We start from the raw sequence: 18037 nt of genomic DNA, 5'->3' as shown, positions 1-18037 counted from the left end.
CGGAGCCGGTGCCGTGGCTGTGCACGAGTGAACCCCTACGTCGGCGTCGTCGCGACGTGCTGGCACCGCGTTCCCAGTTCGACCGATGGCGCCGAGCCGGCGCCGCCGCGGATCCGGACCTCGATCCCGGCCCAGTTCTCGCCGTCGCAGTCGGTCATCGGCCAGTCACGCTCGAAGTCGGTCCCGTTCACCGTCACGAACACCGTCTCCGGTTCGGCCGATTCGGGGAACGGGACGTTCTCGTCGGCCTCGTTCTCGGCGTCGAAGGTCGCGGTCCGCTCGAACACCGTCTCGCCACCGTCGTTCTCGATCCGGACGGTCACCTCGCGGGTGACCTCGGAGTCGACGTTGTAGACGGTGACCGTGTGGGCCGGTGCGGTGTCCGGCCCGAAGCCGGTACAGCCGGCGAAGCCGGCGAAAGCGAGGCTCGTGGAGGCGAGGAGGGCACGTCGCTGCATCGACACAGCTGTTGTCCGGCGATCACTTAACCCGTGCTAGTAGCGCTATATAGCTCAGACCATCCCGAACTGCCGCATCACGTTCCCGACGAGCGCGCGGACCACCAGCCCGATTCCCGCGAGGACGAACGCGAGGCCGGCGGCGACGATGGGTTCCTGCCACGCGACCAGCGCGATGCCGCCGAGCGTCAACAGCAGGCCGACGATACCGCCGATTCCGAGTCGGTCGTACATGGCCCCGGCTCCGGGGGGCGACGTGAAAACGACGACGGTCCGACTTTTCCGGGGGCAGAATGGGAGCACGAGCGATCGCGGGTCGATAGCTCGGCGGGCGCGTTCCCACAGCCCTTAACCCCGATAGCGCCCAAGCCGGCGACCATGAGCGACGACGACCTCCCCGAGGGTGTCCGGGCCCCCGAGGACGACGAGCAGTTCGCCGAGGTAGTCGAGATGCTCGGCGCGAACCGGATCAAAGTGCGCTGTGCCGACGGGCAGGAGCGCACCGCCCGCATCCCCGGACGGATGCGCAAGCGCGACTGGATCCGCGAGGGTGATCTGGTGCTCATCAGCCCGTGGGACTGGCAGGAGGAGAAAGCCGACGTGGAGTACCGCTACGACAACCGCGACGCCGAGCAGTTGCGGGAGGGCGGGTACGTGGCTGAAGGGGTCTGACCGCCCCCAGCCCGCGAAACTACGTCGGACCACCCTTTTACGCGACGACCCCCAAGCCCGGGTGAATGAGCGAGGACTACGGCTTCGTCGACGAGGAGATGGCGAAGCCCGGCGACGAGTTCGAGGAGATCGAGGTCGCCGACACCGAGGAGGACAGCACCGCCCGCCGGCAGGACCGCGAGTTCGACGAGTTCCGCAAGCGCCTGAAGAACACGGAGCGGTTCAAGGTCGAACAGAGCGTCTTCGACGACGCCACGCTGGGCGCGCTGTACAAGCTCGTACAGGACGGCCACGTCGGTGCCTTCGGCGGCCCGCTGTCGACGGGCAAGGAGGCCAACGTCTACGAGGCCCGCGGGGAGTCGGGCAACGTCGCCGTCAAGATATACCGGATCAACGCCTCCGACTTCCGGCACATGCGGGAGTACCTCGAAGGCGACCCCCGCTTCGAGGGACTGGAGAACAACAAGAAGGCGACCGTGCTCGCGTGGACTCGCAAGGAGTTCGCCAACCTCGAACGCGCCCGGAAGGCCGGCGTCCGCGTGCCGACGCCGATCGCGGTCCAGCGGAACGTCCTCGTGATGGAGTTGGTGGGCCAGGCCGACGAGCGCCGCGCCCCCCGGCTGGCGGAGGTCACCATCGAGAACCCCCAACAGGCCTACGAGGTCGTCCGGGAGTACATGCGCCGGCTCCACGCGGCGGGGTTGGTCCACGGCGACCTCTCTGAGTACAACATGATCGTCCACGAGGGCGAACTGGTGATCATCGACATGGGCCAAGCGGTGACGGTCCACCACCCGAACTCGGGGGAGTTCCTCACGCGGGACTGTGAGAACGTCGCGGCGTTCTTCTCGCGGCAAGGGCTCGACGTGACCGGCGAGGAGTTGGAGGCGTACGTCACCGAGGCCGACGCCGACCCGTCCGGCGAGCCCTGAGCGTCGGCAGCTTACCGCTCGAAATCAGGGTCCGCGAGCGTCGCGATCCGCGCGTTCTCGTCGGCGTCGAGCCGTAGCCGTCCCGCGTGGCGGTTGGCCACGATGTGCTCGGGGTCGTTCGAGGACGGGATCGGCACCACGCCCTCGGTGACGTTCCACGCGACGACGACCTCGGCGGGCGAGCAGCGTCGTTCTTCGGCGATCTCCTGCAGTACCGGCTCGGAGAGCAGCCCCGGCGCCGACAGCGGCGAGTGCGCCAGCACGCGGATCCCCTGTTCGTGGCAGAACTCGACGAGATCAGCCTGTGGCTGGTAGGGGTGGCGTTCGACCTGCACGACCGCCGGCGGCACGGTCGCAACGTCGAGCACCGTCTCTAACTGCTCGCGGCCGACGTTGCAGATGCCGAGCGTGCGGGTCAACCCCCGATCGTGGGCCGTTTCGAGGTTCCGCCAGGAGTCGGCGAGCGAGAGGGCGGCCGTGGCGCGCTCGCCGGACTCGTCCTCGGGAAACGTCGACGGCTCGACCTCTTCGGGTGGCTGTGCCGCCAGTCGACCGAGGGGACCTTGATACGCCCACGAGTCCGGCCAGTGGAGCGCGTAGCAGTCGAACGCGTCGACGCCGAGTTCGTCGAGGCTGCCGGTACAGGCCTCCACGACGTGCTCGTGGTTCGTGTTCCAGACTTTCCCGAGGAGGAACAGCGTCTCCCGGTCGGGCGCCCCCGGGGCGGCGAGCAGGTCGCCGATCCGGTGTTCGTTGCCGTACAGCTCCGCCGAGTCGAGGAGGCGATAGCCCGCGTCGAGGGCCGTCTCGATACTCTCGGTTCGGTCGACGTACTCGCCGCCGCGGTAGCGCGAACAGCCGAAGCCCACGGCTGGCAGCCTGATCGCGCTGTTTCGGGCCGTTCCGGCCGTCGACGGTTCCCGGCGCTCGTCGGCCTCGGGCCTGACGACCGGCGCCGCGGCCGGAGCGGCAGTCGCTCCACAGTCGGGGATCGGGACGGACCCACCTTCGGCGGCAGCCTCCTCGATGGCGCCACAGATCGCGACGACGTGTGCCCCACGGCGGGCGGTGCCGCGGGGGCGTCGCCCCTCGGCGAGCGCGGCCGCAAACCGCTCCACGCCGTCGAGGTGCGTCGACTCTCGGGTGGGGTGTTCCGGCGGCATCGGGGTGTAGTCGCGCCCCGACCGGCCGAACGAGACAGAGTCCCGCTCGGCGGTCATGGCGCCGGCGTCGGCGAGGTAGAGCGAGCCATCGTCGCCGTGGAGTTCGAGGCCGTAGAACTCCCGCGCCCGGTGCGGGACGTAGAAGCTCGCCGTGAGGCGGGCAACGGGCCCAGTCTCGAACTCGATGGTCGCTTCGACGTGGCTCGGCGCCGACGGCGCCCGGTCCTCGCGGTCAGGCCACGTATCGAGCGCGTCGGCGACCCGGACCTCGGCGGCCGGGCCGAACCACGCGACCAGCAGCGAGAGCGGGTAGACCCCGCCGTCGTACAGCGGCCCCACTTCGAGGAAGGAGTCCGGCCGGTCGTGCCACTCGGTGACGCGGCCGACGTGGGCGGTGGCGGTGGCGATGCCGACGCGGCCCAGTCGGCCGTCGGCGAGCGTCCGGCCGGCGATGCGCTGGGCGTCGCAGTCCGGCGTGATCGGCGCGCAGGCAAGCCCGAGGCCGGCGTCTTCGGCACGGGCAAGCAGGTCCCGAGCCGTCTCAGTATCGAGCGCGAGGGGCTTCTCGCTGTAGACGTGGACGCCGGCGTCGAGACATTCCCGAGTCACCGGCGCGTGTGCGGCGTGGCTGGTGAGGTTCAGCGCGACCGGCGCGTCGGACTCCGCGAGCGCCGTCGCGAGATCGGTGTACGCAGCGCAGTCGTGTTGCTCGGCGAAGCCCGCGGCGCGGTCGGCGTCGGTGTCACAGACGGCGACGAGGGTCAGCGGGCCCCTCGACAGCGCGGCGGCGTACTGGTCGGCGACCGCCCCGGCGCCGACGAAGAGACAGTTCACGTCAGCCGTCTGGCGCCGTCGCCGCATAAACCCGGGTGGCGGTGGCGATGCGGTTAGTGGCACTCCCGGGGCTACTCGGTGCCCCGGCGTCGGTCGGCGACGACGACGGCCGCGAGCGTCAGCCAGATGCCAACCTCGACGAAGAACGACGGCGACCAGAGGTAGTACCAGAAGAACTCCACGGGCGGGAGCGCGAGCGGCGTCGGTGGGGTGACCAGCGGCCAGCCGAGGAAGAGCGCGTCCGTCAGCCGGCCGTTGACGATGATCTGGAACGCGTCGGCGAACAGATGCGTCCCCCAGCCGACCGCCAGCGCGAGGCCGGCGCGGCTGTGGTAGGCGACGGGCACGGCCAGGACTACCAGCAGCGCGGAGTGACCGACCGTGTGAAACAGGTCGACGACGCCGAGGCTCGCCAGCGGCTTGTCGACGGCGTCGGGCAGCGTCGCCCCGACGAGGAGCCACGCCGTCGACAGCCGGAACCGCCGCCCGAGTAGGACGGCGATGGCGAGATGGGTCGGGAACAGCACCCACGAGGGTACGTGTGTCAGGGGTTTCTACGTTCCGTCGGCCGAGACCGGTCGTTTCCGGGGTGCTTATTTATTAACACATAGGCGAAAAGGAGGTATGAGCACCGCCACAGACACCGGCTTCCTCGACACCGACGGGCTCGGGACGCTCCACTACCTCGGAATCGCGCTGGCCGCGGTCAGCGGCGTGATCCACCTCTTCCTCGGCGTGAGCTACGCGCCGGAGCCGCTCGGGCTGTCCTTCCTCTTCGCGGGCGTGGTGTTCCTGCTAGCGGCGGCGGGCGTTCTCCAGAACTACCGGCGACGGCTGCTCTACGGCCTCGGCCTCCCGTTCACCGCCGGCCAGATCGTGCTCTGGTACTACCTCAACTTCGCGGCGGGCACGAAGTCGTTCCCCACCGACGTGGGCGCCATCGGCGCCGTCGACAAGGTCGCACAGGTGGGGCTGCTCGTCGTGCTGGTCCTCCTGCTCCAGCGGGAGTAGGCCGGAAACAGCTCAGGGCGCGTACAGCAGGTCGTACTGGTGGGCGACGTAGGTGAGTTCGCCCGCAGCGAGTTGCTCCCGGCGCGTCTCGATCCAGTCGTCGGCCCCGTCGACCCCCGCCCCGTCCAGCGCGTCGGCGACGAAGGCGAGAATCCGTGAGAGGAAGAACGCCTCGTCGGCGGGGTACTCGCTCCCGCTAGGCCGCACGATCCAGTCCGACGCCCCCGCCGCGAGCAGGTCGCCGTCGGCGGTACGGAAGCGGTCGAGCAGATGTCGGCCCGCGCGGGGGTCACGGCCCGGTTTCGCGGCGATCCAGTCGTGATACGCTGTCTCGACCCGGTCGTCGGCGGGGTGGTCGGGCTGGAACAGCGTGCTGCCGTCGAACGTGATCGGGAGGTACGCGACCCCGTCGGGGCCGAGGACACGGTTGAGCGCGTCGATGAGGTCGTCGAGGGGGACGAGGTCGGCGAACGCCTGCGCGACGACGAGGTCGGCGTCGCCGTCGTCGACGGCCAGCGCGTCGCCGGCGTGGAACTCGACGGTGGCTTCGTCAATCCGGAAGCCGCGTTCGGTGGACGTGACCCCGCCGGGGGAGTCAGCGAGGTCATCGACTCGCCGGCGGCGAGCGTCGCGAACGAGGTCGGGGTCCTGTTCGATCCCCCGGTAGTCGAAGTCGGTGACGCCCCACTCGATCAGTCGGGGGACCGTGACGCCGGTGCCGGCGGCGAACTCGACGATTTCGGGCTCAGGGGGGAGCGTTTCGAGGAGTCGATCCCGGACCCGGCGGTTCAGCGCGCGGGCGTCGACGCTCCGTTTCGACTCCAGATACCTGACGTGAGCGTGCTCCATGGCTCAGAGCGACCGCTCGTAGCTGGCCCACGCGATATCGTCCTCCCACATTCGGACGCTGAGCCGGTCGGGCGCCGGGGCGTCGAGGCGCTCGGCGACCGCATCGGCGAAGATTCGGGCGAAGCGCTCGACGCTGGGGTTGCCCTCGAACGCCGGCAGGTCGTTCAGGAGTTCGTCGCGGTATCGGGCGGTCAGGTCGTCCAGCGCCGCCTCGACGGCGTCGATATCGACGAGGTAGCCGTACTCGTTCAGGTCGGGACCCGAAAAGCGCACGTCGACCTCGTAGTGATGGCTGTGTGGCTCACCCTCGACGGGACCGGGCTCGGGGACGGTGAGGTAGTGCTGTGCGACGAAGTCGCGGGAGACGGAGAGTTCGTACATGGGTCAGGCGTCGTCGTAGGTGAAGACGGTGGTGAGCGCGTCGTCTTCGCTGGCGAGCAGTTCGTAGGCGGCCGAGGCGTCGCCGAACGGGATGCGGTGGGTCACGAGCCGGCCGAGGTCGTGCTCCCGGACGGCGTCGACGGCGCGGTCCATCCGGCGGTCCTTCGTCCAGCGGCCGCGGTCGGCGGGGGCGATGGTGCTGACCTGACTCGAGCGCAGGTCGATGCGTTCGCGGTGGAACCGCCCGCCGAGATCCAACTCTGCTGACTTGGTACCGTACCACGAGCCGATCACGACGCGGCCGTCGTAGCCGACGGTCCGGATGGCGTCGTCGAGCGCGTTGGGGTTCCCCGAAACCTCGACACAGCAGTCGGCGCCGGCCGGGTCGCCCCAGTCGATCCCCCGAAGCCCCTCGGGCGTCGTCGTGGCCGTTGCACCGAACGATTCCGCGAGCGACCGGCGGTCGGCGACCGGATCGACGACCGTCAGCGAGTCGAGCGGGAACGTCGAGAGCAGCGCCGTCGTCGTCAGTCCGATCGGGCCGGCGCCGAAGACGACGACACGCTCGCCGATCCGCGGCGCCGCGTCGAGGACGAAATTGACCGCGGTCTCGGCGGTCGGAAACAGCGTCGCCGTCTCGGGGTCGATGCCGTCGGGGACGGGTTCGAGTGCCGCCGGGTTCGCGGTGAAGTGGCTCTCGTGGGGGTTGAACGCGAACGCGAGTTCGTCGAGCCAGCTGTCGTCGACGTTCGCGCCCGTCGCCATCACCCGGCCGACGGCGGCGTAGCCGTACTGGACCGGGTAGTCGAACGTCCCCTCCAGAGTGTCGATGGTCTCGTCGACGGCCAACTCCTCAGGGACCTTCCCCTCGTAAACCAACAGTTCGGTGCCGGGGCTGACCCCGGAGACGACCGTCTCGAGCAACACCTCGTCCGTGTCGGGCGACGGCCGCGGCTCCTCGGAGACGGTGACCGAACGGGGGCCCTGAAAGTAGAGCGCTCGCGCCGCGTCAGTCATCCGTACTCGCCGGAGCGGCCGTCACCACCCAGTCGCCGGTGTTACGGCCGGTCTCCAGTGCGTGTTTCGCCCCCTGACCCGCTGAATGCGCCGTCTCGCCGCGGCCGACGCCGACGCGGATCTCGACACCGACGGCGTCGCGGACCGCTTCGAGCACATCGTCGTACGTCGCGTCGTCGAGGTCAGGTGTGACCGCGATGGCGTTGTCGCCGCCGACGAACGACGTGACGGCACCGTGTTCGCGCATCCGGTCGCTCAGCTCCACGAACGCCCGCCTGATGCGGCGCTCGGCGTCGAAGGCGTGTTCCGCGTCCGTGTACCGACCGGTCGCGTCCACCACGTCGAAGTGGGCGACGGTGAGTGGCCCGTTGGGGTCGGCGTCGCGAGCGGTGGCGAGGCGCTCGGATCGGGCGGCGTCCTGTGCGCTCCCGGTCGACTGGAGGGCCTCGGTCGCGGCGCCGAGTGCGTCGATGGGGGTCGTGCCGGTACCGACGCCGATGCTCGCCGTGACGGGATAGCGATGCCGGACGAGCTCCTGAAAGCGCTGGTGCTCCGCCGGCGTAATCTGGTTGGTCACCGCGATCATGTTGTCGTATCGACCCGGGAAGACGTAGCCGTCACGGCTGCCGACGAAGTCAGCGAGGTCGGCGTAAATACGGGCCTGTAGGGCCTGAAGCGACGGCTCGGGGCGGGGCTCGGGGGTCACCGTCCACGGGCCGTAGTCGTCCAGTTGGACCAGTGAGAACTGGACGGTGTCGTCGGTGTTTGTCACGGGAGACTGTTGGTTCGCGAACGCATCAGTATTTCGACGGTGACACCGTCACGGCGAGCCAGTCCCGGGCGAACACGACGAGAGAGGGGAGCAACACGACCGGCGCGACGGTCCGGATCAGTGGCGTCGGCGCCGGCGGGAGGAGCGCGACAGTGAGGAAGGCCATCTGGAGCGCCGCCAACGGTCGCCGGAGTCGGCTGGGCGGCAGCGTGCCCACGCTCCCGCCGGCGCGGCGCCAGAGGAACAGCCCCCCGCGGTAGCAGTAGCGCGCGGCCGAAAGCAAGAGGTACCAGACGGGGAGCAGGTCCCACGCGACGGCCACCGCCGGTGCGACGACGAAGCCGGTGGTGTCGACGGCCATGTCGAGGCGTTGGCCGAGCCGCGTCTCGGTGCCGAGCGTGCGGGCGACGGCGCCGTCGACGCCGTCGAGGAGCACGGCCGTCCCGTAGCCGACCGCGGGGGCCCACAGGAGCGCTCCCTCCACGTCGACGACGACGAACCCCGCGACCGCCGCGATCAGGACGGCCCGAGCGAGCGTGATGCCGTTGGCGAGGCCGAGCGAGTCGAGGCGAGTGCCGTCGAGCCCGCGAAGCGTCCCCCGGTGTGTCCACGCGTAGCCGGCGACGAACGCCGTCAGAGCGCCTGTCGGAGCGAGCCAGCGGATCGCGAGCGGCCGGCCAGCGAGCACCGTGAACAGCCAGTAGCCTGCGGCCAGCACACAGAGTGCCGTGGCGCCGAGGGCGACGCTCTCGACGGCGAGCCGACGGGGCAGGAGACGATCGGTGGCGTCGTTGCTCACCCACCGGACCTCCGGTCGCCCCCGCGGCGGCTGTCGGCGCCCGCTCGACTCGGTGAATCCATGCCCCTCGGTTGCGCCCACTGGTACAAAAGTACGGAGTTGCTGGAGGGTGGGCTTTAGTCCCCGCGGGCGGACCGACGGGCATGGCTCGCGTCGCAGTGCTCCACAACACGCTCGACTTCCGCGGCGGCGCCGACGCCGTCTGTGCCCACGTCTGTTCGGCGCTGCAGGAGCACCACGAGGTGACGCTGTTCACGATTTCGGCGACGCCGCTGTCGACGCTGAACGAGATGTTCGGCACGGACGCGGCCGTTCCCGTCCGGCAGCCGCCGGCCGGGGAGCGCCTCGCTCGACTGTTCTCCCGGGCCGACGACCGGTTCGGCCCACAGCTTCCACTCCGGAGCGCGCTGCTGACGCGGTGGTTCCGCCGACACGCCGGACCGTTCGACGTTGCGGTCAGCACCGCAAACGAGTTCGACCTCCCGCTGCCGTCGGTGCAGTACGTCCACTTCCCGCAGTTCAACACCGACGTTCCGGGCCCGGACGGCGCCCACGACGAGCCGCTGAACGGCCTCTGGACCCGGGTCGCCGGACTGGCCAACCGGGAGCTCCCGGCTGACGCGGCGCTGATCGCGAACAGCAGCTACACCGCCGCACACGTCGATGCTCGGTACGGCCGGGAGCCGGAGGTCCTCCATCCGCCAGTCGATCCGATCCCGGGGAAGCCGTGGGGGGAGCGCGAGCCCGGGGTCGTGACCGTCGGCCGGATCGCACCCGACAACCGCACGCTCGACGCCGTCCGGGTCGTCGACGGCGTCCGGGAGCGCGGGGTCGACCTCCACCTGCATCTCGTCGGGTCGACGGCTGCAGCGTACCGTTCGTACTGCGAGCGGGTCGAGGACGCCGTCGCGGCCCGGGAGTACGTCACGCTGCACACCGACGTGTCCAGAGCCCGGCTGGAGGAACTACTGGGTGGGCACCGCTACGGCCTCAACACCAAACACGGCGAGCACTTCGGGATGGCCCTGGCGGAGTACGTCGCGGCGGGGATGGTGGCGTTCGCGCACGATTCGGGCGGGCAGCGGGACGTGGTCGACGGCGCGGCCGATCGGCTGTTCGACTCGGTGCCGACGGCCGTCGACCGAATCGCGGCGGCCGTCGACAGCGGGGCGACGCCGCGGCTCTCCCCGGATCGGTTCGGTGCGGATCGGTTCCACCGCCGGGTTCGGGAGTTGGTCGACGCGCGGCTGGGCTGAGCATCGGGCCGGGGAGGACGCCAGCGACAGAAGGGTATTTCTGTTCGGGAACGGGCCGAAAGCGGGTTCTGCGCGCGCTTATTCCCCGATGCGGCCAGTATCGGCTATGCACGTCGCTCGTTCGAACCGATCGTTCCGGTCGCTCCTCGTGGGGCGGCTGGTCACCAACGCCGGCGACAGCCTCTACAGCGTCGCCGCGATGTGGCTCGTCTGGGAACTCAGCGCCTCGCCGGGGGTCACCGCCGTCGCCGGCTTCCTCACCCGACTGCCGACCGTCCTCCAACTGTTCGCCGGCCCGCTGGTGGATCGCTGGCCGCTCGGGCGAGTCTTGGTTGGCACGCAGGTCGTGCAGGCCGTCTTGGTGCTCGCGGTGCCGGCGGCGTGGGCCGTCGACGCTCTGACCGTCGGCGTCGTGCTGACGGTGATGCCGCTGCTGGCGCTGTGCAACCAGTTGGTCTACCCGGCACAGGCCGCCGCTGTCCCGCGGTTGGTCGAGAAGGCGAAGCTGGTGGAGGCGAACTCCGCGCTGGCGTTGGCCTACCAGAGTTCCGACCTCGTGTTCAACGCCGTCGCCGGCTTGCTGGTCGCCGCGGTGGGCGCGGTGGCGCTCTACCTCGTCGACTCGGTGACGTTCGTCGTCGCCGCGTTGCTGTTCCTCTCGGTACGGATCCCGCCCGCGGAGGCCGAGGGGGCCGAATCCGCGGGTGACGACACGGCCGCGGAGCCCACGACGGCGCCCGTCGCCGACGGCGGCGTCGACGCGGAGGAGTCGTTCCTCCGCTCGTACCTCGCCGACCTGCGCGAGGGGCTGGGCTACGTCCGCGGGACGGTGATCGTCCACCTGCTGGCCGGGGGCGTGATCGCGAACTTCGCGCTGGCGGCGACGATGCCGATCCTCCCGGCGTTCGGCGACGGGATGGGCGGGGCAACGGCTTACGGCGGGCTGCTGGCGGCGATCGCGGCCGGCTCACTGGTCGGCTCGCTGCTCGCCAATCGGCTGAGCGGCCAGCCCTACGGCCGACTCGCGGCCGTCGGCTTCGGCGCCGGCGGGCTCTGCTGGCTCGCGGCGGTCGCGGTTCCCGGCACGCTGGCAACGCTCCTGTTGCTCGGGCTGGCAGCAGTCCCCATCGGCGTCACCAACGTCGTCGCGGCGGCGATGATCCAGTCGCTAGTGCCGGAGGCGCTGCTGGGTCGCGTGTCGAGCGTCGCGACGAGCATGACGGTCGCGATGACGCCCGTCGGCGCGCTCGCCGGCGGGGTCGTCGCCGAGACGGTGGGCCTGACGGCGGCCGTGGCGCTTGGCGGGCTCGGACTGCTGTTCATCGCCGTCTACACCCTCTCGATTCCGCGGCTTCGTCGCCTGCCGCCGGCCGGCGAACTGGAGACGCTCGCCCGATGAGTCGGCCGACACCGACAAACCCCGGGGCCGCGTGCCCGGCGACATGAACGATCCCGACGGGTTCGACGTCGCCGAGGCGTTCTCTCTGCTGGGCGACGAGACGCGGGTGGCGGTGCTCCGGACGCTGGCGGAGGCGGCGGACGAGCCGCTGGGCTTCGCGGAACTGCGCGAGCGCGTCGGCGTCGAGGACTCCGGGCGCTTCAACTACCACCTCGGGAAGCTCGTCGACCGGTTCGTGCGGAAGGACGACGAGGGGTATCGGCTCACCTACGCCGGCACCCGGGTCGTCGGCGCCATCCACGAGGGGACGTACGCCGCCGGGGAGCCGCTGGAGCCGGTGCGTGTCGGCGCCGACTGCCCGGCGTGTGGCGATGTGTTGGAGCTGAGCTACGCCGAGGAACGGATCACCGTCGCCTGTAGGGACTGTGAGACCGTCGTGACCGCCTTCGGCTTCCCGCCGGGCGCCCTCGCCGGCCGCGACCCCGAGGAGCTCCCGGGCGTGCTCGCGAGACACGTCGAGGCGCTGTTCGTCCGGCTCCGTGCCGGGCTCTGTAGCAACTGTTCCGGGCCGGTCCCGCCGACGTTCACCGTCGACGAGGACGGGGTCGGGGTCGAGTTCGACTGCGAGCGTTGCCACGAACACGCCCACACCTCGCTGGAGAGCCTGCTGTTGAGCGACCCGGCGGTCATTGCCTTCCACCACGACCACGGCGTCGACGTACGGACGGACACGCCGTGGGCGCTGTCGTGGATCCGGGAGAGTACCGCCGAGCGCCTCGACGGCGAGCCGGCGCGCTACGCGGTCAGCGGCCAGTTGGGTGACGAGCGGCTCCGCGTCGTCGTCGACGAGTCGCTTACAGTCGTCGAAACCGAGCGTTCGACCGCGTGAGCGGCTGACGAGGAACCCTTACAACCCTCCAGCGGTTACGCAGCCTCATGCAACACGTAACGGTCCCACAGGACCGCATCGGCGTCGTCATCGGCTCCGGGGGTGAGACCATGCGGGAGATCGAGGAGCGCGCGGGCGTGCGTCTCGACATCGACTCCGAGGACGGCTCGGTCGGCATCGAGACCGTCGGCGACCCGCTCGACGCGATGGACGCGCCGGACATCGTGAAGGCGATCGGACGCGGTTTCAAGCCCGACACCGCACTGGAACTGCTCGAGAGCGACATGCGCCGGCTCGACCTGATCGACCTCGCCGAACAGACCCGCAACGACAACGACCTCCAGCGCAAGAAGGGCCGCCTGATCGGCGAGAACGGCCGGACCCGGGAGCTGATGGAGGACCTCACCGGCGCGAACGTCGTGATCTACGGCTCGACGCTCGGGATCATCGGCGAGCCCGAGGAGGTCGACGCCGTCCGGCGCGCCGCCGGGATGCTGCTCGACGGCGCCCCTCACGGCGCGGTCTACTCGTTCCTCGAACGGAAACACAACGAGATGCAGCAGGGCTGGAACGTCCGCGAACGGACGTAACCGAGCCGGTAGCGACCTGACCGCGGCGACGGAAGCGGGGTTTTCGCGGCGACGACCGACCGGCGAGCGGCGCGCTCGTCGTCCACGGTCACACGTCGAAAAAGACACGTCTGCCGCGCGGGGCGACTTAGCAGCAGTCGTGGCCGCCGTGGCCGTGACCGTGCGTGTGGTGGTCGTCATGGTGTCCGTGGCCGCCGTGATGTCCGTGTCCGTGGCCGCCGTGATGTCCGTGCTTGTGGTGCTGATGGTGACCGTGGTGTCCGTAGCTCCCGTGGTGACCACAGGCGCAATCGTGCCCGCAGGTACACTCGCCGCCACAGGAGCAACCGGGTGAGACTGTGCCGCAGGTACAGGTCTCGGGCCCGCAGGTACAGCGTTCACAGGAGCAGTCGCCCGTGCGGTCACAGGCGCAGTCGTCGCCGCAGTCACAGCCCGGACCACACGAACAGCCGTCGCCGCTGCAGTCGTGGGCGTGGCGCCCCGTCGTCTTCGAACTGCCGCAGTGGCAGTCGTGGCCGCAGTCACAGTTCCCACCGCAGGTGCAGCCCGCAGAAACGGTCCCACACGTGCATTCGTCGTGGCCGCAGGTACAGTTCTCGCACTCGCAGTTCCCCGTCTCGTCACAGCGGCAGTCGTCGCCGCAGTCACATTCAGGGCCGCAGGAGCAGCCCTCGTCCGCACAGTCGTGAGCGTGGTCGCCGTCGTCAGCGCCACAGTCACACTCCGTGCCACACGTACAGTTCCCGCCGCAGCTACAGCCGTCGGAGACCGTGCCGCAGGTACACTCCTCGTGGCCGCAGGTGCAGTTCTCGCACTCGCAGTTCCCCGTCTCGTCACAGCGACAGTCGTCGCCGCAGTCACATTCGGGGCCGCAGGAACAGCCATCGCCGCTGCAGTCGTGGGCGTGGTCGCCGGCCACGTCGGCGAGCCGTTCCGTGAGGTCGAACGAACCGGACTCGCTCTCGCGGAGCAGTTCGACCAGATCCTCGGTTTCGGCGCGGCTCAGCAGCTCTTCAACGATGAGTTGTGTGCTCGTCCATGGTCCCCTCCATCCCCGCGGCGTGGGCCGCGTCCGCCACTGCGTCTTCGACGTCCTCGGTCGCACCCGCGACGGCCTCAACGGCCGCCTCGGCGTCGGTGCTCTCGACTGCGTTGGCCGCGTCTGCGACCGCCGCCTCGGCGTCGTCGACGGCGTTCTCGGCCTCCTCGACGGCTACCGCCTCGTCCTCGACCGGCGGGAGGGCGGCAGTCTCGTCGGGGTCGTCCGCCTCGTCCGCCGGTTCGCCAGCCCCTTCGCCGATCTCGTCGGCCGCCGTGAAACGCCGCGCTACTGCACCGTTCTCGCCGACGGCGACGTCGACGGTCCCGAGCGCGAGAGCAGTCAGTCGGTCGCCGGTGTCGACGGTGCTGTGCTCCCACTCGGACTCGCGGTCCTCGCGGGTGTAGATGGTCGACTCGGGGACGACTGCCACCGTCTCTCGGTCGCCCGTCTCGACCGCGAGTATCTCCTCGTCGGCGATCACAGTCGGGCGCCACTCGGTGCCGTGCTCCTGCTCGTACAGGCAGCCGTCGGTCGCCGCGACCAGCAGCCGATCGGGGGTCGCGGCCACGTCGGTGGGGTCGCCCTCGGCGTCGATGTTGCCGAGCGCCTCCCACCCGGTGGCCGTGGCGGTGTGGACTGCCCCGTCGGCGTCGACGGCGTAGCCCACGCCGGTCTCGGTGGTCGTCAGCGCGACCACCGGCGATTCGCTGGCCCGAGTCGGCTCGCTGAACGCGAGTTCCTCGCCGTCGAGTTCGAACGAGACGACGGCGCCGGCCTCGTTCGCCAACAGCGCGCGCTCGTCGCCGGCGGCGCCGGTGACGGCCAGTTCACACCACGTCGACGACGCCGTGCCGGTGTAGTCGTAGCCGACGGCGGCGCCGGTCTCGACGTCGAACATACCCAGAACGCCGTTGTCGCCGGCGAACCAGACGCGCTCGCCGTCGCGGGTCGCGTCGACGGCTCGGAGGTCACCGTCCGCTTCGAGCGCGTCCCGTTCGATCACTGGCTCCCAGTCGTTCGGCCCTCCCGCCACGAGGATTCCCTCCTCGCCGGCGGCGTAGGGGCCGTCAGCCGCGTGAACGGCGGCCTCGAGATCGGCGTCGAACGGCGTCCGAACGGCCTCCCAAGCCGTTTCCACCCCATCATCCTTACCCATGGGATTGATCACTGAAGCAATACGGATATAGGCTTTGTTCAGCCAACATACATACGTTATAGATATTCGATAGCGAGAGATCACAGAAGCACGCAGCGTGGTGGTTACGGGGTTTTTCGGCCAGTTCGAAGGTGGAGTGGGAACACCTAACGCCGAGGACGACCCATCATCGTTCGGGACGGGAGGGGTTCGAGTTTCGGTTCCGAAGTGAGCACTGCTCGAAACGTTCGGATATGGGGGTGCCCGGTCGGGTACAGTGGACAGTACCGGCGTCCGCGGCGGGACTAACAACTATTAACCCCCTCCGGCCGGAACACACCCGCAAGAATGGCCGAGGACGTCAAACCGACCCGGAAGAACCTCATGGCGATCGAGGACCGCATCGAACTCTCCGAGCGGGGTCACGACACCCTCGAACAGAAGCGTGACGGCCTCATCATGGAGTTCATGGACATCCTGGATCAGGCCCAGGACATCCGCAGCGAACTCGATGGGGATTACGAGACCGCACAGGAGAAACTCGACATGGCCCGCGCGATGGAGGGCGACGTGGCCGTCCGCGGCGCCGCCGCCGCGCTGAAGGAGCACCCCGAACTCACGACCCAGTCGAAGAACATCATGGGCGTCGTGGTGCCCCAGATCGAGGCCTCGAAGGTCAAAAAGCCCCTCGACGAGCGTGGCTACGGGCTCATCGGCTCCTCGGCGCGCATCGACGAGACCGCCGACGCCTACGAGGAGCTGATCGACTCGATCATCCTCGCCGCGGAGGTCGAGACGGCGATGAAGAAGATGCTCGAGGAGATCGAGACCACCAAGCGCCGCGTGAACGCACTGGAGTTCAAGCTCCTCCCCGACCTCCGGGAGAACCAGGAGTACATCGAGCAGAAACTCGAGGAGCAGGAACGCGAGGAGATCTTCCGGCTGAAGAAGATCAAGGCCAAGAAAGAAGAGGAGGAGGCCGCCGAGCGCGAGGCCGAGGAAGCCGCCGAGGCCGCCGAACAGCCCGTCAGCGCCGACTGAATGGCCTGTCCGGCGTGCGGTGGCTCGGTCGTCGCCTTCCGGGTCCCGGCGTCGCTCCGTGAGCATGCCCCCGCCGACGAGACCGCTATCTGTTCTGTCTGTCTGCGGACGATGCCGGCGAGCGAGATCGAGGCCGGCGCCGACGCCGCCGACCCCGACGAAGTCGACTTCTCGGGCATCGACGACTCGTTCCCGAGCGGCCGCGCGGGTGTGGCGTTCGCGCTGCTCCTCGGCAAACTCGACTCGCTGGCGCTCGAACGGCAGTCGATCGAGGAGCTCTGTGAGGCGGCGGAGCGCGCCGGCACCGACGTACGGCTGGCGCTGGAGCGGCTGGCACTGGCAGAAGGGTTGGAGCCGCAGTTCGACATCGAGCGTCGAACGTCGCAGTTGGCGTCGTTCCGCTAGTTACACTCGACGGTCGCGGTGACGGTCCGGTCGAGGGCGATCTCGGCGCCGCTGTCGTCGCCGACGACGACGAGGGAGAGGCCGATCTCGTGGTCGCCCCTGACAGTGTTGTTGTAGTCGGGGTTGCACTCGATGGCAACGGGCGCGTCGTTGCCGGCGCCGAGGGTGCTACCCTTTGAGAAGGCGCTGTCGGCGACCGAAAGCGCCGAACGGTTCGTCGTAGTGTTGTTCGCGCTCGCGTTCACCGGTTGCAGGTCGACGACGGCGACCTCCGTAGCGGTGACCGGCTGGCCGAACTGATTGAACACCGCGAGTACGGTCTTGGGCCAGTCACCGATCGTGGTGTAGGAGGCCGTCCGGTCGGCGGTGTCGAAGTAGTTCGCGTTCTGTTGGTCCGGGTCATCGCCGGCGGCGCCGATGCTGAACCCGCGGTCGGCGTCGAGGCTGACCGCACTGTACGTACCAGTCGCGCCGACCGCGAGACCGACCAGCATCAGTGCGACGCCGAGGCGCCGCCAGTTCACCGGCTCACCCCACTTGAACAGTCGTCGACGCCGAACGCTTCGCTCATGATTCGCTTGGACGGACAACTCCGGACAGAGGGAAAACGCTTCGCGTGGTTCGTTCCAGGAAACGGAAACGTACGGCGCTCACGGAGTGAAAACACGGGGAGGGCCCCGCCAAACCCTATAAGCGTCGACTGTGTTGCGAGGCCAAGGGGGATACACAGATGCGAATGAACCGACGGAAGGTGCTGTTGGGGTTGGGTAGTCTCGCAACGCTCGCCGGGGGGGCGATCGGTACCGGCGCGTTCTCGGAAGTGACCGCGCCACGTGACGCCCAGATATCGGTCGCCTCGGACTCCGAGGCGTTCCTGCGTATCGACGCGACGAACAGCGCCTCCGACCTCGTCGGGCAACAGGACGCCAACGGGACCATCGCGTTCGACTTCGCCGGCGGGACCGTCAACAGTTCCGCGAGCGCGCCCGAGGGCTCGGGGCTCAACCCGGAGTCGGTGACGACCGTCCCGAACGCGTTCGAGGTCTACAACTACGGGACCGAGACGATCCAGGTGAAAGCCGACATCCCCAGCGACGGGTTCGGCGCCGACGTGACCAGCGGCGACGAGCTGGCGGTCAAACAGGCGATCACGTTCACCTACACGGACACCAACGACAACACCTACGACCTGCTCTGGGACGAGTCCCAGAACGCGACCGAGTGGGTGGAGTTCCCCGTCGGGGAGGGTGGGTGGGTCGAGATCGAGTTCGACCTGCGGGAGACCGGCCTCACCGGCGATCTGGTGAACGAGATCACGTTCACGGCACAGACGAACACGACCTCCCAGTAACAGATCGGATGGTCGAGTCGATCCGCGACCCGACGGGCACG

General features: G+C 69.4%; 21 protein-coding genes. 10 read left to right on the top strand and 11 right to left on the bottom strand.

What is annotated here, in order from left to right:
* Positions 1–35: 35 nt before the first annotated feature.
* Positions 36–458 (bottom strand): Ig-like domain-containing protein, encoded by a 423-nt coding sequence (locus tag NO998_RS00360; RefSeq protein WP_267645001.1) that lies wholly within the window; start codon positions 456–458, stop codon positions 36–38.
* A 54-nt stretch (positions 459–512) separates the two neighbouring features.
* Positions 513–692, bottom strand: a complete 180-nt coding sequence (locus NO998_RS00355; protein WP_267645000.1) for a DUF7470 family protein — start codon at positions 690–692, stop codon at positions 513–515.
* A gap of 144 nt (positions 693–836) precedes the next feature.
* On the opposite strand from NO998_RS00355, the gene eif1A reads away from it, so the two are divergent.
* Together eif1A and rio1 are read left to right on the top strand one after the other, a co-directional pair.
* The gene (gene eif1A / locus NO998_RS00350; RefSeq protein ID WP_267644999.1) at positions 837–1130 is read left to right on the top strand and encodes a translation initiation factor eIF-1A; all 294 of its coding nucleotides are present in this window, start codon (positions 837–839) and stop codon (positions 1128–1130) included.
* A gap of 65 nt (positions 1131–1195) precedes the next feature.
* Entirely contained in the window at positions 1196–2062 is an 867-nt protein-coding gene (gene rio1, locus NO998_RS00345; protein ID WP_267644998.1) for a serine/threonine-protein kinase Rio1, read from the top strand.
* 11 nt (positions 2063–2073) lie between these two features.
* On the opposite strand, the gene NO998_RS00340 is transcribed toward rio1, so the two are convergent.
* The gene (locus tag NO998_RS00340; RefSeq protein ID WP_267644997.1) at positions 2074–4059 is read right to left on the bottom strand and encodes an aldo/keto reductase; all 1986 of its coding nucleotides are present in this window, start codon (positions 4057–4059) and stop codon (positions 2074–2076) included.
* 71 nt (positions 4060–4130) lie between these two features.
* Positions 4131–4586 carry a metal-dependent hydrolase gene (locus tag NO998_RS00335; RefSeq protein ID WP_267644996.1) on the bottom strand — a complete coding sequence of 152 codons (456 nt, stop codon included), beginning with the start codon at positions 4584–4586 and terminating at the stop codon, positions 4131–4133.
* 97 nt (positions 4587–4683) lie between these two features.
* Here NO998_RS00335 and NO998_RS00330 point away from each other — a divergent pair, with 97 nt between their 5' ends.
* Positions 4684–5070, top strand: a complete 387-nt coding sequence (locus NO998_RS00330) for a hypothetical protein (RefSeq protein ID WP_267644995.1) — start codon at positions 4684–4686, stop codon at positions 5068–5070.
* A 12-nt stretch (positions 5071–5082) separates the two neighbouring features.
* Here the strand turns inward: NO998_RS00330 and NO998_RS00325 are convergent, their stop codons facing one another.
* Genes NO998_RS00325 through NO998_RS00305 form a run of 5 tightly spaced genes read right to left on the bottom strand, consistent with a single transcriptional unit; the run spans position 5083 to position 8888 of the window.
* Complete coding sequence (locus NO998_RS00325) at positions 5083–5919, bottom strand: class I SAM-dependent methyltransferase (RefSeq protein ID WP_267644994.1); 837 nt, start codon at positions 5917–5919, stop codon at positions 5083–5085.
* A gap of 3 nt (positions 5920–5922) precedes the next feature.
* Complete coding sequence (locus NO998_RS00320; protein WP_267644993.1) at positions 5923–6300, bottom strand: 6-pyruvoyl trahydropterin synthase family protein; 378 nt, start codon at positions 6298–6300, stop codon at positions 5923–5925.
* Between the two features lie 3 nt (positions 6301–6303).
* Positions 6304–7317 (bottom strand): zinc-dependent alcohol dehydrogenase, encoded by a 1014-nt coding sequence (locus NO998_RS00315; RefSeq protein WP_267644992.1) that lies wholly within the window; start codon positions 7315–7317, stop codon positions 6304–6306.
* Positions 7310–8089, bottom strand: a complete 780-nt coding sequence (locus NO998_RS00310) for a GTP cyclohydrolase IIa (RefSeq protein ID WP_267644991.1) — start codon at positions 8087–8089, stop codon at positions 7310–7312. Before NO998_RS00310 ends, NO998_RS00315 begins: the two co-directional genes overlap by 8 nt.
* 25 nt (positions 8090–8114) lie before the next feature.
* Positions 8115–8888: a CDP-alcohol phosphatidyltransferase family protein gene (locus NO998_RS00305; protein WP_267644990.1), complete on the bottom strand. Its 774-nt coding sequence runs from the start codon at positions 8886–8888 to the stop codon at positions 8115–8117.
* A gap of 143 nt (positions 8889–9031) precedes the next feature.
* On the opposite strand from NO998_RS00305, the gene NO998_RS00300 reads away from it, so the two are divergent.
* The 4 genes from NO998_RS00300 to NO998_RS00285 all read left to right on the top strand — a co-directional run bounded on the left by NO998_RS00300 (position 9032) and on the right by NO998_RS00285 (position 13022).
* Positions 9032–10144, top strand: coding sequence for a glycosyltransferase (locus NO998_RS00300; RefSeq protein WP_267644989.1), 1113 nt, complete (start codon positions 9032–9034; stop codon positions 10142–10144).
* 106 nt (positions 10145–10250) lie between these two features.
* Entirely contained in the window at positions 10251–11543 is a 1293-nt protein-coding gene (locus NO998_RS00295) for an MFS transporter (protein WP_267644988.1), read from the top strand.
* Between the two features lie 43 nt (positions 11544–11586).
* Entirely contained in the window at positions 11587–12432 is an 846-nt protein-coding gene (locus tag NO998_RS00290; RefSeq protein WP_267644987.1) for an ArsR/SmtB family transcription factor, read from the top strand.
* Positions 12433–12479: 47 nt separating this feature from the next.
* Positions 12480–13022: a KH domain-containing protein gene (locus NO998_RS00285; protein WP_267644986.1), complete on the top strand. Its 543-nt coding sequence runs from the start codon at positions 12480–12482 to the stop codon at positions 13020–13022.
* A gap of 1013 nt (positions 13023–14035) precedes the next feature.
* On the opposite strand, the gene NO998_RS00280 is transcribed toward NO998_RS00285, so the two are convergent.
* The gene (locus tag NO998_RS00280) at positions 14036–15220 is read right to left on the bottom strand and encodes a hypothetical protein (RefSeq protein ID WP_267644985.1); all 1185 of its coding nucleotides are present in this window, start codon (positions 15218–15220) and stop codon (positions 14036–14038) included.
* 327 nt (positions 15221–15547) lie between these two features.
* Here NO998_RS00280 and NO998_RS00275 point away from each other — a divergent pair, with 327 nt between their 5' ends.
* On the top strand, positions 15548–16240 hold the full coding sequence (locus NO998_RS00275; protein ID WP_267644984.1) for a V-type ATP synthase subunit D: 693 nt from the start codon (positions 15548–15550) through the stop codon (positions 16238–16240).
* Positions 16241–16645, top strand: coding sequence for a DUF6276 family protein (locus tag NO998_RS00270; protein WP_267644983.1), 405 nt, complete (start codon positions 16241–16243; stop codon positions 16643–16645).
* On the opposite strand, the gene NO998_RS00265 is transcribed toward NO998_RS00270, so the two are convergent.
* Positions 16642–17169, bottom strand: coding sequence for a hypothetical protein (locus NO998_RS00265; RefSeq protein ID WP_267644982.1), 528 nt, complete (start codon positions 17167–17169; stop codon positions 16642–16644). The genes NO998_RS00270 and NO998_RS00265 overlap by 4 nt on opposite strands.
* 212 nt (positions 17170–17381) lie before the next feature.
* Here NO998_RS00265 and NO998_RS00260 point away from each other — a divergent pair, with 212 nt between their 5' ends.
* Complete coding sequence (locus NO998_RS00260) at positions 17382–17996, top strand: hypothetical protein (protein WP_267644981.1); 615 nt, start codon at positions 17382–17384, stop codon at positions 17994–17996.
* The last annotated feature ends 41 nt before the right edge of the window (positions 17997–18037 follow it).

This window comes from Halolamina litorea (assembly GCF_026616205.1).
In the GTDB taxonomy this organism is placed as follows: domain Archaea; phylum Halobacteriota; class Halobacteria; order Halobacteriales; family Haloferacaceae; genus Halolamina; species Halolamina litorea.
Note: the sequence above shows the minus strand (reverse complement) of the source record. Positions and strands in the feature narration are given on the sequence as shown.

Excerpts from the sequence above, each read along its gene's own strand:
- rio1 (WP_267644998.1), top strand. The coding sequence starts at position 1,196 with ATGAGCGAGGACTACGGCTTCGTCGACGAGGAGATGGCGAAGCCCGGC.
- NO998_RS00360 (WP_267645001.1), bottom strand. The coding sequence starts at position 458 with ATGCAGCGACGTGCCCTCCTCGCCTCCACGAGCCTCGCTTTCGCCGGC.
- NO998_RS00295 (WP_267644988.1), top strand. The coding sequence starts at position 10,251 with ATGCACGTCGCTCGTTCGAACCGATCGTTCCGGTCGCTCCTCGTGGGG.
- NO998_RS00315 (WP_267644992.1), bottom strand. The coding sequence starts at position 7,317 with ATGACTGACGCGGCGCGAGCGCTCTACTTTCAGGGCCCCCGTTCGGTC.
- NO998_RS00325 (WP_267644994.1), bottom strand. The coding sequence starts at position 5,919 with ATGGAGCACGCTCACGTCAGGTATCTGGAGTCGAAACGGAGCGTCGAC.
- NO998_RS00290 (WP_267644987.1), top strand. The coding sequence starts at position 11,587 with ATGAACGATCCCGACGGGTTCGACGTCGCCGAGGCGTTCTCTCTGCTG.
- NO998_RS00285 (WP_267644986.1), top strand. The coding sequence starts at position 12,480 with ATGCAACACGTAACGGTCCCACAGGACCGCATCGGCGTCGTCATCGGC.
- NO998_RS00260 (WP_267644981.1), top strand. The coding sequence starts at position 17,382 with ATGAACCGACGGAAGGTGCTGTTGGGGTTGGGTAGTCTCGCAACGCTC.
- NO998_RS00355 (WP_267645000.1), bottom strand. The coding sequence starts at position 692 with ATGTACGACCGACTCGGAATCGGCGGTATCGTCGGCCTGCTGTTGACG.
- NO998_RS00330 (WP_267644995.1), top strand. The coding sequence starts at position 4,684 with ATGAGCACCGCCACAGACACCGGCTTCCTCGACACCGACGGGCTCGGG.
- NO998_RS00300 (WP_267644989.1), top strand. The coding sequence starts at position 9,032 with ATGGCTCGCGTCGCAGTGCTCCACAACACGCTCGACTTCCGCGGCGGC.
- eif1A (WP_267644999.1), top strand. The coding sequence starts at position 837 with ATGAGCGACGACGACCTCCCCGAGGGTGTCCGGGCCCCCGAGGACGAC.
- NO998_RS00270 (WP_267644983.1), top strand. The coding sequence starts at position 16,241 with ATGGCCTGTCCGGCGTGCGGTGGCTCGGTCGTCGCCTTCCGGGTCCCG.
- NO998_RS00320 (WP_267644993.1), bottom strand. The coding sequence starts at position 6,300 with ATGTACGAACTCTCCGTCTCCCGCGACTTCGTCGCACAGCACTACCTC.
- NO998_RS00280 (WP_267644985.1), bottom strand. The coding sequence starts at position 15,220 with ATGGGTAAGGATGATGGGGTGGAAACGGCTTGGGAGGCCGTTCGGACG.
- NO998_RS00275 (WP_267644984.1), top strand. The coding sequence starts at position 15,548 with ATGGCCGAGGACGTCAAACCGACCCGGAAGAACCTCATGGCGATCGAG.